The organism is Pseudomonas sp. ASL7 (genome assembly GCF_056680375.1).
In genome coordinates this window covers 2,600,388-2,614,613 of the sequence record NZ_CM155279.1, presented here as the reverse complement: position 1 = coordinate 2,614,613, position 14,226 = coordinate 2,600,388, and the positions used below count along the sequence as shown (strand labels likewise).

Genomic DNA, 14,226 nt, shown 5'->3' with positions numbered 1-14,226 from the left:
AGCTTGCTCGCGATGGCGTCCTTCCAGACGCCCGCTAAATCAACTGATCAGAAGTGGTACTTCACCAGCAAGCTCGTGGCGCTCTGATCGGTCTTGAAGGCCTGGCTGTCTTCGATGCCGTACTTGTCCTTCCAGTAGTCGTACTCCACACCGACGTACAGCTGTTTCTCGCCAATGTTCAGCGCTTTGCCCAAGTCGTATTTGATCTGAGGATTGAAGTGCAGGTTGGCGTGGTAAGTGCCTTTGGCGTTCGTATCATTGTCGACCACCCAGTCCATGTAGCCATCGATCAGGACGCTCGAATTACCCACCGGAATGGTGTAGGACCAGACCGGAGTGATCTGCCAGGTGTTGCTACCCGGACGGCCGCCTTCGGTGTGACGCTGGTAGAAGTTCAGCTGGAAGTAGTCGAAGCCCGGGATCGCCAGGTCGAAACCAGGACCGATCAGGTAGGACTTGGTATCGCCTTCGCCGAACTCGTAAGTCATGGCCAGCAATACGTCTTTGATCGGGCCAAATTCGAGTTTCTGGTCGAAGATCTTGCCGAACGACAAGCGCGGGCTGATCTCGCCATAGTAGGTGTTCGAACCGACGTAGCTGTCAGGCTTGCCGTTGTAGAAGATCTTGTCGACAAACATGAAGTTATCTCCATATTTCCAGGCGTCGGCGTGTTCGAATGTGACCGTCTGCTGAATGCTCGGATTGACCTGGAAGTCCTTGCCATAGAGATAGGTCAGGCTGTTGTTCTGCCATTGCAGCAAGTCGCCGGCCATCGCCTGGCCGCCGGCCAGTAAAGATCCCGCGAGCATCAGGCTGGTGCACGTACGTTTCATTCGGTTGCTCCCAAAAAGTAGGTGGTTCCACGTTATTTTTCTAAGGTCGGCGCTCTGGTTTGGCGCCGTTATCTGTAGCGGTAATAAATCGTCCATTCGGTCAGCGTCGGTGCGGTTGGCAAACGCTGAGCCAAGGCTTTCAAAAAGCAAAAAAACTCCCGCTCGGCTGCTCAAGAACAGTCGATTGAGAGGGGGGTTGGAATGCCTTGATACTGTCCAGGGCCGGGATAAGTTGGCTATTTGGTCAGAAAATAAATCCGGACTTTTTTTTAAAGCGGATTCAGGCGGCCGCGGAGAATACTGACTACTTGGCCAGGTCTCAAGTGCTCCGCAATAGCGCACCGACGACAGGTTTGCGGCGTGGTTGCGGGCCATCTTAAAAGTGCACCTTCACCAGCAGGGTGGCGGCGCTCGGGTTGTTGGTCTGCCACAGCAATAAATCGCCGGCCATGGCCTGGCTGGCGGCCAAGAGGCCACCGCCCAACAACAAGTTTGGCTGTGTCCGAATCATCTGTTGCTCCCCGTCGTTTTATTGTTTGAGGCGCAGGCAGCCGCTGACCTTTGTAGGAGCGAGCTTGCTCGCGATGGTCTATGGAGCGCCGTGTTTATCCAGGAAACACTCGTTATCGTTAGCGTCCATCGCGAGCAAGCTCGCTCCTACAGGGTTGTCGGCCTTTACTGTGTCAATGCGGGTGGGCGTGGCAGTCGTTGATGGCCGCGCGTTCGGCGCCGCCGAGGATGTTAAACAGCAGGTTCAGCGACAACGCACTCAACGTCGCCATCGCAATTCCGCTGTGGGTGATCGGGCTCATCCACAGTGGCAAGTGTGCGAAAAACTCCGGACGAACCACCGGAATCAGCCCCATGCCGATGCTGACCGCTACCAGCAACTGGTTGCGACGGTCACCGATGTCGGCTTCCTGAAGAATCTTGATGCCGGTGGCCGCCACCATGCCGAACATCGCAATCGCCGCGCCGCCCAGTACGGCGGGCGGTATCGAGGCGACCAGGAACGCTGCTTTCGGCAGCAGGCTCAGCACCACCAGCAAGCCGCCGGCGACGATGGTCACCGAGCGGCAGCGCACGCCGGTCATCTGCACCAGGCCGATGTTCTGCGCGAAAGAGGAGTGAGTGAACGTGTTGAAAAAACCGGCGAAGAACGAAGCGCCGGCATCACACAGCAAGCCGCGACGCAGCATCCGTGGGCAGACTTCCTGACCGGTTATTTTGCCCAGCGCGAGGAACATCCCGGTGGACTCGACGAAGATGATCACCACCACCAGGCACATCGACAGAATCGGTGCGAGTTCGAACTTCGGCAGGCCGAAATGCAGCGGGGTGACGATTTGTACCCAAGGCGCCTGAGCCATGCCGCTGAGGTCGACCATGCCGATCAAACCACAGATCACATAGCCGAGGCACATGCCGATCAACACGGAAATGTTGACCCAGAAACCGCGCATGAAGCGATGGACCAACAGAATGGTGGCCAGCACCAGCGCGGCGATGGCCAGGTAAATCGGGGAGCCGAATTGAGCAGCACCCGCACCGCCGCCTGCCCAGTTAACGGCCACGGGGAACAGCGACAAACCGATCGAGGTGATGACGGTGCCGGTGACCAGAGGTGGGAAGAAGCGGACGACTTTGGACATGAACGGCGCAATGATCATGCCGAAAAAACCAGCGGCGATGGTGGCGCCGAAGATCCCTTGCAGACCGATACCCGGCATGCCGGCCATGGCAACCATGCTGCCAACGGCGGCGAAGCTGGCGCCCATCATCACCGGCATGCGGATACCCATCGGGCCGATGCCCAGCGACTGCACGACGGTCGCGATCCCGGCCACCAGCAGGTCGGCGTTGATCAAAAAGGCAATTTCTTCACGACTCAGGCCAGCGGCCTGTCCGATGATCAGCGGCACCGCGATGGCACCGCCGTACATCAGCAAAACATGTTGCAGACCGACCAGGATCAATTGCAAAAGGGGCAAACGCTGAATGGCGGGTGCGTCGGGGATGCGCGCTGCGGATAGCTCGGACATGCAACACCTCGGATCTTTTTTTATTCTTGTGATTTTGTGCATCAGGTTGGCCGCGGCGCGGCCATTCGCGAGCAGGCTCGCTCCCACACAGGCCATACAAATCCTGTGGGAGCGAGCCTGCTCGCGATGCTGTTACTGCTTAATTGGTCTGGGCACCCTGAACAATCCACGCGCCGATCAGGTCACGTTCCTGCTGGGTCATCTGGGTGATGTTGCCCAGTGGCATGACCTGGCTGGTGACAGCCTGAGCCTGAATGCGCGGGGCGTTCTGGCGGATCTGCTCAGGGGTGTCAAACATCACGCCGGCCGGTGCAGCACTGAACAGCGGGCTGGTCGGTTTGGCCGAATGGCACACCGCGCAGCGTTCCTGAATCACACTGTGCACCTTGTTGAACGCCGGGCCCTGATTTGAAGCCTGGTCCGGTGCAGCGGCTGGTGCAGCAGGTTTCGCCACTTCAGGCTTGGCACCACCACCGAGGGCCGTTTCCGGCAGCGGCTGGTACTCAATGGTGCCTGGCGCCTTGACCACTTCAGGCGCGCTGTTCATCGGCGCCGGGCCAGTCACGTAAGCCAGGCTGATCATGCCGACGGCTGCCACGGGCAGGGTCCAGGCAAACTTGTGGCTGTCGTGACGGGTGTTGAAGTAGTGACGCACCAACACCGCCAGCACTGCGATCCCGGCCAGGATCAGCCAGTTGTATTGGCTGCCATAGGTGCTCGGGAAGTGGTTGCTGATCATGATGAACAGCACGGGCAAGGTGAAGTAGTTGTTGTGACGTGAACGCAGCAAACCTTTGGCCGGCAGGGCCGGGTCCGGTGTGCGGTTCTCGGCAATCGCTGCCACCAGCGCACGCTGTGCGGGCATGATGATGCGGAACACGTTGCCGACCATGATGGTGCCGATGATCGCGCCGACGTGCAGGTACGCACCGCGACCGCTGAACACTTTGCTGAAGCCATACGCGGCGCCAATGATCAGCACGAACAGGATTGCGCCTAGCAGGGCAGGGCGTTTGCCAAGGGCCGAGTCGCAGAGGAAGGAGTAGACGAACCAGCCGACGAACAGCGAGCCGATGCCCAACATCACGCCTTCAGGGCCGGTCAGGCTGCTGCCAGGTGCCAGCAAGTACAGCGTCGGGTTGGAGTAGAACACCACGCACAGCAGCGCGATCCCCGACATCCAGGTGAAATAGGCTTCCCATTTGAACCAGTGCAGGTTGTCCGGCATGGTCGGTGGGGCCAGTTTGTATTTTTCCAGGTGGTAGATACCGCCGCCATGGATCGCCCACAAATCGCCCGCCAGACCACTTCTCGGGTTGACCCGATTGAGGTTGTTTTCCAGCCAGACGAAATAGAACGACGCGCCGATCCAGGCCACGCCAGTAATCATGTGAACCCAGCGCACGCTCAGGTTCAGCCATTCCAACAGATGTGCTTCCACAGTCTTTACCTCTCGCCTGTCACTCTGTCGTCGAGTGATCAGACCTTCTCTTATTGGTGGGGGGCAAGGATCAAACGCTCATCCTCTTTGAAAAAATGCTCATCGCAGTTATTGCCTGTGCCACTGCGATCAACCACCAGGAAGTCATCCCGCTTTTCGATCGTCAGCACCGGGTGGTGCCAGACGCCGCGATGGTAATTAATGCCCTGCCTGCCGTTGGTGACGAAGGCGCGGACCAAGCCTGATACAGGTTCATCGCCAAGTGGCGCGACCACGATCAGAAAGGGGTTGCCGAGCAGCGGAATGAAAGCCTGGCTGCCCAGCGGATGACGCTCCAGCATGCAGACAGTCAGCGGCATGTCCTGCGCGTCGGCGCGGAAGATACTGATGATTGCCTTGTCCTCTGGCGTGGCGGTTTCAACCGTCGCCAGTTTGTGAAAGCGCATGGTCGAACCGTTGTTGATCATGAAGTGATCGCTGCCGTCGGTTTCAATCACGTCACCGAAAGGGGCGAAGGCTTCTTTGGTCAGCGGTTCAATCGTCAGTGTGCGCATGCTGGTCTTCTTACCTTGAATTCGTTGTTGTCTGTTCTATTGTCTTCGCGAGCAGGCTCGCTCCCACATTCGACCGCGTACCCCTGTGGGAGCGAGCCTGCTCGCGAATGGCCTCACCGCTTATTTAGCGACCTTGCCCAATACACGCAGGCGGCTCACACCACCATCCGGGAATACGTTCAGGCGGATGTGGGTGATCGGGCCCAGCGCCTTGATCTGCTCGGCGAAGGTGTGCTCGGCATGCATCTCCAGTTTCTGCGCTGGCAGCAGTTCGCGCCAGAACAACGATTGGGTTTCGATCTGGCTGTCGGTACCGCCCTTCACGAACGCGCCCTGGATCGAGCAAGTGTCCGGGTAGTTGCCCTTGAAGTGCAGGGTGTCGACGATGACTTTTTCGATCTCGCCGGCATGACCCAGCGCGACGATGACCCAGTCATTGCCCGGGGTGCGACGACGTGCAGTTTCCCAGCCGTCGCCCATGTTGATACCACGGCCCGGGTTGAGGATGTTGCTCATGCGCCCGAAGTGTTCGTCGGAGCAGGCGAGGGCGCGGCCACCGTTCAGGGCTGCGGCCAGGTCGACTTGCTCGTTGTCGCCAACAGCCGACCAGTCGCGGAACGGAATGCCGTAAACGCGCAGACGGGCCACGCCACCATCCGGGTAGATGTTGAAGCGCAGGTGGCTGAAGGCCTGGTCGTTGTTGATTTCGTGGAAATGGTGGCTGTTGCCTTGCAGCTCGACCGCTGAAAGCACTTCAGTCCACTGGGTGTTTTCGTCCGGCTCGCCCGAGGCCAGGAAGCAGGCTTCCAGGGAGGCCGACGGCGGGAAGTTGCCGGTGAAGAATGAAGTGTCGATGTCCACGCCTTTGATCGAACCCGGTACACCCAGGCGGATCACGGCACTGTCGTAGCCTTCGAAGCGCTTGCGGCGCGACTCCCAGCCGTCCATCCACTTGCCGTTGTCATCGAACACGCCCTCCTTCCATACGGCCGGGGTCGGTTGGAACAGACGATTGGCGTCTGCGAACCAGTCATCGGTGACCGAGATGATTTTGGTGCCCAGGCGGGCGTCGGCCAGGTTGACGAACTTCTCGAAAGGTACGGCGTAAGCTTTCATTCTTCTTGTCTGCCTTTAATAAGTTGGCTTGGGATACTCGCGAGGCCCTGGGTGCTTTCCGCGTTCAAGAACACTCGGGCCATGCTTGCTATAGGGTCAGTAAACGGAACAGGGCAATTTGGTTGATCTGCGCCAGCGCACATTTGAATTCGGTGTCGACCGAGTTGTGAATGCGCGTTTCGAACGCTGCGAGGATCTGATGCCGGTTGCTGCCTTTTACCGCCATGATGAAGGGAAACTTGAACTTGGCTTTGTAGGCATCGTTCAGCTCGGTGAAGCGAGAAAACTCTTCGGCCGTGCATTGGTGAATACCCGCGCCAGACTGTTCTTGAGTGCTGGCTGCGGTAAGCTGGCCCTGGACGGCGGCTTTGCCGGCCAGGTCCGGGTGAGCGTTGATCAGGGCCAGCTGGCTGGCGTGATCGGCGCTCAACAGGATGTCGCTCATGCGTTGGTGCAGGGTTTCGATCTGGTCGATCGACGCGTCCTGGCCCAGGTCGAAGGCTTTTTCGGCCACCCATGGCGAATGTTCATAGATATCGGCGAAGGCGGCGACAAATGCGTCGCGGCTCAGGGTTGATGGCTTCAATGTTTGAAAGGTGCTCATTTGGCAGCCCCTTGGTACGGGTGGGTTTCGTGCCAGTGGCGAGCGATGTCGACGCGACGGCTGAACCACACCTGTTCATGACCTTTAGCGTATTCGATAAAGCGTTTGAGCGAGGCCAGACGCGCCGGACGGCCGATCAAGCGGCAGTGCAAGCCGATGGACAACATCTTCGGTGCTTCGGCACCTTCGGCATACAGCACGTCGAATGCATCTTTGAGGTATTCAAAGAAGTCGTCGCCCTTGTTGAAACCCTGGACCTGGGTGAAGCGCATGTCGTTGGTGTCCAGTGTGTACGGGATCACCAGGTGCGGCTTGCCGGTCGGGTTGTTCGGTTCCCAGTAGGGCAGGTCGTCGTCGTAGGTGTCGCAGTCGTAGAGGAAACCACCTTCTTCCATCACCAGTCGACGGGTGTTCGGGCCGGTGCGGCCGGTGTACCAGCCCAGCGGACGTTCGCCGGTGATTTCAGTGAGCACGCGGATCGCTTCGAGCATGTGCTCGCGTTCCTGTGCTTCGTCCATGTACTGGTAATCGATCCAGCGGTAGCCGTGGCTGCAAATCTCGTGGCCGGCATCGACCATCGCGCGGATCACATCCGGGTGGCGCTGGGCGGCCATGGCCACGGCGAAGATGGTCAATGGAATGTCGAATTCCTTGAACAGCTTCAGAATCCGCCAGACGCCGGCACGGCTGCCATACTCGTAAAGGGATTCCATGCTCATATTACGCGCGCCTTGCAGCGGCTGTGCCGAGACCATTTCCGAAAGGAAGGCTTCAGACTCTTTGTCGCCGTGCAGGATGTTGCGCTCGCCGCCTTCTTCGTAATTGAGTACGAAGGACAAGGCAATGCGGGCGTTGCCCGGCCAGTGTGGGTGAGGAGGGTTACTGCCGTAACCGATCAGGTCGCGTGGGTAGTCAGCGCTCACTGCAGTCTTCCTTCTTATTCGTTGACAGGTTGTGTGGCGGCCTGGCGGTGAGATGACAGGCTGGCGTCACAGCGATGGGCTAATTGTATACAACTTTATATTCACTTTGTAAGCCTGAATTTTTGCATTTTTGATGAACTGTCATCATTGGCTGCTCCAGGAGTGGCCCGCGCAAGAAATCTGCCTGGGTGGTCAGCTAACAGATCATTGGGCCGCTGGTCGTATGCTTTGGCTACAGATTCGTGCGCAAATAGCGGATGCCGGTGTTTGCCGTAAAAATGTCGTTTTTATTGTGTACAATTTTTTTGAAAAGTGTCTTAATCAATCGCTCGCCGTAGCGTTTCGTGCCTCGAAACGGTGCGGCCTCCTTTCAACTGACTTCGGGAGGCGCGAGGTCTGACTGCTTGATGCAGGCGGGCGCGCAGAATCAATGGGACGTTTGACTACTCATGTTTTGGACGCTGCACACGGTTGCCCGGGCAGCTCGATCAAGGTCGAGCTGTACCGCGTTGAAGGTTCGCAGCTGGAATTGGTCGCTAGCGCGATGACCAATAGCGATGGCCGTGTCGATGCACCACTGCTGCAAGGTGATGACTACCGTTCCGGGGTCTATCAGGTTCAGTTTCATGCGGGCGATTACTACCGCGCCCGTGGCGTTCAGCTGCCGGAACCGGCATTCCTGGATGTGGTAGTGCTGCGTTTTGGTATCTCTGCCGAACAGGATCACTACCACGTGCCATTACTGATTTCGCCATATAGCTATTCGACCTACAGAGGAAGCTAGGACTTTCCCCCCAAAAATCCTGCGCATAAAGCTTCTTTGGTCTTTCGCCCGCTCACACTGCGGGCTTTTTTTTGCTAAAAAATCCCTGCGGACGCTGGCTGCTTCCGCTGCTACATAGGGCTCACCCCGCCAAAATAGGGGGCAACAAGACAATTCAGTTACGTATTGAGCGGGCAAAAAGCCAATTCATGTAGTATAACTACAAGCGTGCTACATCCCCGGCGCCTGCCAATAACAAAGAGTCCAGCCCCTTGAATCTGCTGCAACACATCGCCCAGTCGCGCCACCTGTTACGCAAGTCGGAGCTCAAGGTTGCCGACCATGTACTGCTTGACCCCGCAGCCGTGATGCACAGTTCCATGGCTGACCTGGCCCACAGCGTGGGGATCAGCGAGCCGACCATCGTGCGTTTTTGCCGGGCCATCGGGTGTTCCGGGTTTCAGGATCTAAAGCTGAAACTGGCGCAAAGCCTGGCGGCTGGCGCGAGTTTCGGGCAGTTTGCGATCCATGAAGACGATTCGGTCGCTGACTACAGCCTGAAAATTTTCGATACCACCTTGCACACCCTGATGGAGGTTCGCGAGAAGCTCGATCCGGTGGAGTTGCAGCGAGCTGTGTCTCTCATGTCGCAGGCGCAACGCGTCGAATTCTATGGATTTGGTGCGTCGGGCGCGGTGGCGGCGGATGCCCAGCACAAGTTCTTCCGTTTGCTGCTGACCGCGGCGGCGTATTCCGACCCGCACATGCAGGCGATGTCGGCGGTCACCCTGAAGCCGACCGATGTGGCTATCTGCATTTCCCAGTCCGGGCGCTCCAAAGACCTGTTGATCACGGCCAACCTGGTGCGTGAGAGCGGTGCATCGCTGATCACGTTGTGCCCGAGCCAGACGCCGCTGGCAGAGCTGTCGACCGTCAATCTGGCGATCGATGTGCACGAAGACACCGAAATCTATACGCCGTTGACCTCGCGTATCGCTCACCTGGTGGTGATCGACGTCTTGGCAATGGGCGTGGCCATGGCGCGCGGGCCGAGCCTGGTCAATCACCTCAAGAGCGTCAAGCGCAGCCTGCGCAGCTTGCGGTTGTCGCCCAAGTCGGTGAAAGCGCTCGACGATTGATGCTGATCTGAAATGGCTGGAAGGTCGTTCCGACCTTATCGCGAGCAGGCTCGCTCCCACATGGGATTTGTGCACGCCACAGTTCAACTGTGGGAGCGAGCCCGCTCGCGATGGCGTCCTCAAAGGCGCCGAATATTCACATCCCTGTAACCCGCCCGCCGCCAAACCGTCATCCGCCGCGCCTATCTTGAAACTCCCGTACTCGCCTTGGGAGACTAGAAATGGCCCAACCCTACGAAGAACGCAACAGTGCTGTCAAAACCCGTCGCCAGCAGGAAGATCGGCGCCGCATGGTATTTCGCCGCGCCATCGAAGATCGCTGCGAACGCCGCCAGCTTCTGGCCGAGATCGGCGATTTTCCTGACGGACTGGAACTTAATTACTGGCAGGCAGCACCGGTAGCTTCCCGTCGAAACGCTCAACCAGCGCGCTGATCTGTACTCGCTCGCTGCGGATAAACGCAAGGAATGCGTGAGCTACCGGTGACAGCCGTTTAGCCTTGGCTTGCACCAGGCACCAGCTGCGATACAGCGGCAATTCTTCGACCGGCAGTTCGATCAGGGCGCCGGTCGCCAACTCAAGGTTCAGGGCGTGGCGTGTCAACAACGCCAGGCCCAGACCCGCCAATACGCATTCACGCTGGGCTTCAGCCGAAGCGACCTCCTGGGTCTGCGTGAAGTGCACGCGCTTCTCTTTGAAATACTCCTCGCACGCCAGCCGCGTACCGGAACCGGGCTCGCGCAGCAGTAGCGTGTAAGGCTCGAGGTCTTGCAAGCGCAGAGGGCCCATGTGGCTCAGCGGATGGTCGGGCGGCGCCACGGCAACGATCGGGTTGTTGAGAAAGGGCAGAAACTCCAGTCCCATGTCCTGTGGCACCATCGACATGATGACCAAGTCATCGCGGTTGTCCGACAGGCGCCGAATGACCTGGCCGCGATTCACCACCGTCAGGTGCAGATTCACTTCCGGATGCTGACGCTTGAACGCAGCAAACAGATGCGGCACAAAATACTTGGCACTGGATTCCACTGCCAGTTTCAGCTGGCCCTGCAGTGATCCCTGCATGTCCGAGAGCTGCATGTCGAGGTTTTCCAGGCGGCCGAAAATGTCTCGACTCGCCCGTTGAAGGGCTTCGGCGGCCTCGGTCATATAGAGCTTTTTGCCCACATAATCGAATAATGGCTGACCGATCAGCTCCTCAAGTTGACGAATCTGTAGGCTCACGGCAGGTTGTGTGAGCGACATTTCGTCAGCCGCCCGGCTGTAGGACCTCAAATCACAGACTTCGTTGAAGATTTGTAATTGACGTAATGTCATACGCATCAAGGACTTACGCATTTTTAGTAACTCTGTCCGCAGGCTGATGCATCAACTATAAGTCTTTACTTATGCCTAACCCAATAATTATTCATTTTTGTTAATCCCTTGTGGGCGCTAGTGTGGTGTCGCGACTGAATTGAAACATTTGGTCACGCGTCGACCTGGTCTAGCAGGTCGTGGGTACCACCGGCTCAAGGGAACCTCCAAGTGATAAAAAAGATCCTGATCGCCAACCGTGGTGAGATTGCCGTACGAATCGTGCGTGCCTGCGCCGAGATGGGCATTCGCTCGGTCGCGATCTATTCCGACGCCGACCGTCATGCCTTGCATGTGAAGCGTGCGGACGAGGCCCACAGCATTGGTGCCGAGCCGCTGGCCGGTTACCTGAACCCGCGCAAGCTGGTGAATCTGGCGGTGGAAACCGGTTGCGACGCATTGCATCCCGGCTACGGTTTCCTCTCGGAAAACGCTGAACTGGCCGATATCTGCGCAGAACGCGGCATCAAGTTCATTGGTCCATCGGCTGAAGTGATTCGTCGCATGGGCGACAAGACCGAAGCGCGCCGCAGCATGATCAAGGCGGGCGTGCCCGTCACCCCCGGCACCGAAGGCAACGTCGCGGACATCGCCGAAGCCCTGACTGAAGGCGACCGCATCGGTTACCCGGTCATGCTCAAGGCCACCTCCGGTGGTGGCGGCCGCGGTATCCGTCGCTGCAACAGCCGCGAAGAGCTCGAACAGGCGTTCCCCCGGGTGATTTCCGAAGCCACCAAGGCTTTCGGTTCGGCGGAAGTGTTCCTGGAAAAATGCATCGTTAATCCGAAGCACATCGAAGCGCAGATCCTTGGCGACAGCTTTGGCAACGTGGTGCACCTGTTCGAGCGTGACTGCTCGATCCAGCGCCGCAACCAGAAGCTCATCGAGATCGCCCCGAGCCCGCAACTGACCCCGGAACAGCGCGCCTACATTGGCGACCTGTCGGTGCGTGCAGCCAAGGCCGTGGGTTATGAGAATGCCGGCACCGTGGAGTTCCTGCTCGCCGAGGGCGAGGTGTACTTCATGGAGATGAACACCCGGGTGCAGGTGGAACACACCATCACCGAAGAAATCACCGGCATCGACATTGTCCGTGAGCAGATCCGCATTGCCTCGGGCCTGCCGCTCTCGGTGAAACAGGAAGACATCCAGCACCGCGGTTTCGCGCTGCAGTTCCGGATCAATGCTGAAGACCCGAAAAACAATTTCCTGCCGAGCTTCGGCAAGATCACCCGTTACTACGCACCCGGCGGCCCCGGTGTACGTACCGATACGGCGATCTATACCGGTTACACCATTCCGCCGTTTTACGACTCGATGTGCCTGAAACTGGTGGTGTGGGCGTTGACCTGGGAAGAGGCGATGGACCGTGGCTTGCGTGCCCTCGACGATATGCGTCTGCAAGGGGTCAAGACCACCGCCGCGTACTACCAGGAAATCCTGCGCAACCCGGAATTCCGTAGCGGCCAGTTCAACACCAGCTTTGTAGAAAGCCACCCTGAACTGACCAACTACTCGATCAAGCGCAAACCCGAAGAGCTGGCCCTGGCCATCGCCGCCGCCATCGCCGCCCACGCAGGCCTGTGAGGAATAAAACAATGTCCAAGAAGATTCACGTAACCGACACCATCCTGCGCGACGCCCACCAATCGCTGCTCGCCACGCGCATGCGCACCGAAGACATGCTGCCGATCTGCGACAAGCTCGACAAAGTCGGCTACTGGTCGCTGGAAGTCTGGGGCGGTGCAACATTTGACGCCTGCGTTCGTTTCCTGAAGGAAGACCCGTGGGAGCGTCTGCGTCAACTGCGCGCGGCGCTGCCTAACACGCGCCTGCAAATGCTCCTGCGTGGCCAGAACCTGCTGGGCTACCGCCACTACAGCGACGACGTGGTCAGAGCTTTCGTCGCCAAGGCCGCGGTCAACGGCATCGACGTGTTCCGCATCTTCGACGCGATGAACGACGTGCGTAACCTGCGGGTGGCCATCGAAGCGGTAAAAGCAGCGGGCAAACACGCCCAAGGCACCATCGCTTACACCACCAGCCCGGTGCACACCATCGAGGCCTTCGTGGCGCAAGCCAAGCAAATGGAAGCCATGGGTTGCGATTCTGTAGCGATCAAGGACATGGCCGGCCTGTTGACCCCGTACGCCACCGGCGAACTGGTCAAGGCGTTGAAATCCGAACAGTCGCTGCCCGTGTTCATTCACTCGCACGACACCGCTGGCCTGGCTGCCATGTGCCAACTCAAGGCCATCGAAAATGGTGCCGACCACATCGACACCGCGATCTCCAGTTTCGCCTGGGGCACCAGCCACCCAGGTACCGAGTCGATGGTTGCCGCCCTTAAAGGCAGCGAATTCGACACCGGCCTGAACCTGGAACTGTTGCAAGAGATCGGCCTGTACTTCTACGCCGTGCGCAAAAAGTACCACCAGTTCGAAAGCGAATTCACCGCCGTCGACACCCGTGTGCAAGTCAACCAGGTTCCGGGCGGGATGATTTCCAACCTGGCCAACCAGTTGAAAGAGCAGGGCGCACTGAACCGCATGAGCGAAGTGCTGGCCGAAATCCCGCGCGTTCGTGAAGACCTCGGTTTCCCGCCGCTGGTGACACCAACCTCGCAGATCGTCGGCACCCAGGCGTTCTTCAACGTGCTGGCCGGCGAGCGCTACAAGACCATCACCAACGAAGTGAAGCTCTATCTGCAAGGCGGCTACGGCAAGGCGCCGGGCACCGTGAACGAGCAGTTGCGTCGTCAGGCCATCGGCAGCGAAGAAGTGATCGACGTCCGTCCAGCCGATTTGCTCAAGCCGGAAATGACCAAGCTGCGTGCCGATATCGGCAACCTGGCCAAGTCCGAAGAAGACGTGCTGACCTTCGCCATGTTCCCGGACATCGGCCGCAAGTTCCTCGAGGAACGCGCTGCCGGCACCCTGACGCCTGAAGTGCTGTTGCCGATTCCGGAAGCGGGCGGCGTGACCTCGGCCGGTGGTGAAGGCGTGCCGACCGAATTCGTTATCGACGTCCACGGTGAAACCTACCGCGTCGACATCACCGGTGTCGGCGTCAAGGCCGAAGGCAAGCGTCACTTCTACCTGTCCATCGACGGCATGCCGGAAGAAGTGGTGTTCGAACCGCTCAACGAATTCGTCAGCGGCGGCAGCAGCAAACGCAAGCAAGCCACTGCACCGGGTCACGTCAGCACCACCATGCCGGGCAACATCGTCGACGTACTGGTCAAGGAAGGCGACACCGTCAAGGCCGGCCAAGCCGTGCTGATCACCGAAGCGATGAAAATGGAAACCGAAGTTCAATCGGCCATCGCCGGCAAAGTCACCGCCATTCACGTGGCCAAGGGCGACCGGGTAAACCCGGGCGAAATCCTGATCGAGATCGAAGGCTGAGTTAACAGCCGAGATAACACCGCTTTAAACCTCGGGGGGGCATGTGCC

General features: G+C 58.7%; 13 protein-coding genes and 1 pseudogene. 5 read left to right on the top strand and 9 right to left on the bottom strand.

Annotation, left to right across the window (positions count from 1 at the left end; genetic code table 11):
* Positions 1 to 47 precede the first annotated feature (47 nt).
* From AC1MDT_RS11865 to puuE, 8 genes and pseudogenes are all read right to left on the bottom strand, one after another.
* A complete protein-coding gene (locus AC1MDT_RS11865; protein ID WP_480422190.1) occupies positions 48 to 833 on the bottom strand; it encodes an outer membrane protein OmpK in 786 nt (261 codons plus the stop codon).
* Between the two features lie 409 nt (positions 834 to 1,242).
* A pseudogene (locus tag AC1MDT_RS11860) lies at positions 1,243 to 1,344 on the bottom strand (outer membrane protein OmpK); the annotation flags it as partial.
* Positions 1,345 to 1,516: 172 nt separating this feature from the next.
* Positions 1,517 to 2,875 carry a nucleobase:cation symporter-2 family protein gene (locus AC1MDT_RS11855; protein ID WP_480422189.1) on the bottom strand — a complete coding sequence of 453 codons (1,359 nt, stop codon included), beginning with the start codon at positions 2,873 to 2,875 and terminating at the stop codon, positions 1,517 to 1,519.
* 139 nt (positions 2,876 to 3,014) lie between these two features.
* A complete protein-coding gene (locus tag AC1MDT_RS11850; RefSeq protein ID WP_480422188.1) occupies positions 3,015 to 4,316 on the bottom strand; it encodes a urate hydroxylase PuuD in 1,302 nt (433 codons plus the stop codon).
* A gap of 50 nt (positions 4,317 to 4,366) precedes the next feature.
* Positions 4,367 to 4,870 (bottom strand): ureidoglycolate lyase, encoded by a 504-nt coding sequence (locus AC1MDT_RS11845; RefSeq protein WP_007898831.1) that lies wholly within the window; start codon positions 4,868 to 4,870, stop codon positions 4,367 to 4,369.
* Positions 4,871 to 4,990: 120 nt separating this feature from the next.
* The gene (gene alc, locus AC1MDT_RS11840; protein WP_201112765.1) at positions 4,991 to 5,986 is read right to left on the bottom strand and encodes an allantoicase; all 996 of its coding nucleotides are present in this window, start codon (positions 5,984 to 5,986) and stop codon (positions 4,991 to 4,993) included.
* 88 nt (positions 5,987 to 6,074) lie between these two features.
* A complete protein-coding gene (gene uraD, locus AC1MDT_RS11835) occupies positions 6,075 to 6,590 on the bottom strand; it encodes a 2-oxo-4-hydroxy-4-carboxy-5-ureidoimidazoline decarboxylase (protein ID WP_480422187.1) in 516 nt (171 codons plus the stop codon).
* Positions 6,587 to 7,513 carry an allantoinase PuuE gene (gene puuE / locus AC1MDT_RS11830; RefSeq protein ID WP_480422186.1) on the bottom strand — a complete coding sequence of 309 codons (927 nt, stop codon included), beginning with the start codon at positions 7,511 to 7,513 and terminating at the stop codon, positions 6,587 to 6,589. The genes uraD and puuE overlap by 4 nt, the downstream gene beginning before the upstream one ends.
* Before the next feature lie 430 nt (positions 7,514 to 7,943).
* On the opposite strand from puuE, the gene uraH reads away from it, so the two are divergent.
* From uraH to AC1MDT_RS11815, 3 genes are all read left to right on the top strand, one after another.
* Positions 7,944 to 8,297: a hydroxyisourate hydrolase gene (gene uraH, locus AC1MDT_RS11825; RefSeq protein WP_480422185.1), complete on the top strand. Its 354-nt coding sequence runs from the start codon at positions 7,944 to 7,946 to the stop codon at positions 8,295 to 8,297.
* A 251-nt stretch (positions 8,298 to 8,548) separates the two neighbouring features.
* The gene (gene hexR / locus AC1MDT_RS11820; protein ID WP_008027445.1) at positions 8,549 to 9,415 is read left to right on the top strand and encodes a transcriptional regulator HexR; all 867 of its coding nucleotides are present in this window, start codon (positions 8,549 to 8,551) and stop codon (positions 9,413 to 9,415) included.
* Between the two features lie 221 nt (positions 9,416 to 9,636).
* Positions 9,637 to 9,849, top strand: a complete 213-nt coding sequence (locus AC1MDT_RS11815; RefSeq protein ID WP_480422184.1) for a PA3496 family putative envelope integrity protein — start codon at positions 9,637 to 9,639, stop codon at positions 9,847 to 9,849.
* Here the strand turns inward: AC1MDT_RS11815 and AC1MDT_RS11810 are convergent.
* Positions 9,791 to 10,753: a LysR family transcriptional regulator gene (locus AC1MDT_RS11810; RefSeq protein WP_480422183.1), complete on the bottom strand. Its 963-nt coding sequence runs from the start codon at positions 10,751 to 10,753 to the stop codon at positions 9,791 to 9,793. The genes AC1MDT_RS11815 and AC1MDT_RS11810 overlap by 59 nt on opposite strands.
* A gap of 189 nt (positions 10,754 to 10,942) precedes the next feature.
* Here AC1MDT_RS11810 and AC1MDT_RS11805 point away from each other — a divergent pair, with 189 nt between their 5' ends.
* Complete coding sequence (locus AC1MDT_RS11805; RefSeq protein WP_020294870.1) at positions 10,943 to 12,358, top strand: acetyl-CoA carboxylase biotin carboxylase subunit; 1,416 nt, start codon at positions 10,943 to 10,945, stop codon at positions 12,356 to 12,358.
* Positions 12,359 to 12,369: 11 nt separating this feature from the next.
* Entirely contained in the window at positions 12,370 to 14,178 is a 1,809-nt protein-coding gene (gene oadA, locus AC1MDT_RS11800) for a sodium-extruding oxaloacetate decarboxylase subunit alpha (protein WP_480422182.1), read from the top strand.
* Positions 14,179 to 14,226 lie beyond the last annotated feature (48 nt).

Bases quoted from the DNA above. Each gene is read 5' to 3' on its own strand.
- AC1MDT_RS11855 (WP_480422189.1), bottom strand. From the start codon at position 2,875: ATGTCCGAGCTATCCGCAGCGCGCATCCCCGACGCACCCGCCATTCAG.
- uraD (WP_480422187.1), bottom strand. From the start codon at position 6,590: ATGAGCACCTTTCAAACATTGAAGCCATCAACCCTGAGCCGCGACGCA.
- AC1MDT_RS11865 (WP_480422190.1), bottom strand. From the start codon at position 833: ATGAAACGTACGTGCACCAGCCTGATGCTCGCGGGATCTTTACTGGCC.
- alc (WP_201112765.1), bottom strand. From the start codon at position 5,986: ATGAAAGCTTACGCCGTACCTTTCGAGAAGTTCGTCAACCTGGCCGAC.
- oadA (WP_480422182.1), top strand. From the start codon at position 12,370: ATGTCCAAGAAGATTCACGTAACCGACACCATCCTGCGCGACGCCCAC.
- AC1MDT_RS11815 (WP_480422184.1), top strand. From the start codon at position 9,637: ATGGCCCAACCCTACGAAGAACGCAACAGTGCTGTCAAAACCCGTCGC.
- AC1MDT_RS11810 (WP_480422183.1), bottom strand. From the start codon at position 10,753: ATGCGTAAGTCCTTGATGCGTATGACATTACGTCAATTACAAATCTTC.
- uraH (WP_480422185.1), top strand. From the start codon at position 7,944: ATGGGACGTTTGACTACTCATGTTTTGGACGCTGCACACGGTTGCCCG.
- AC1MDT_RS11845 (WP_007898831.1), bottom strand. From the start codon at position 4,870: ATGCGCACACTGACGATTGAACCGCTGACCAAAGAAGCCTTCGCCCCT.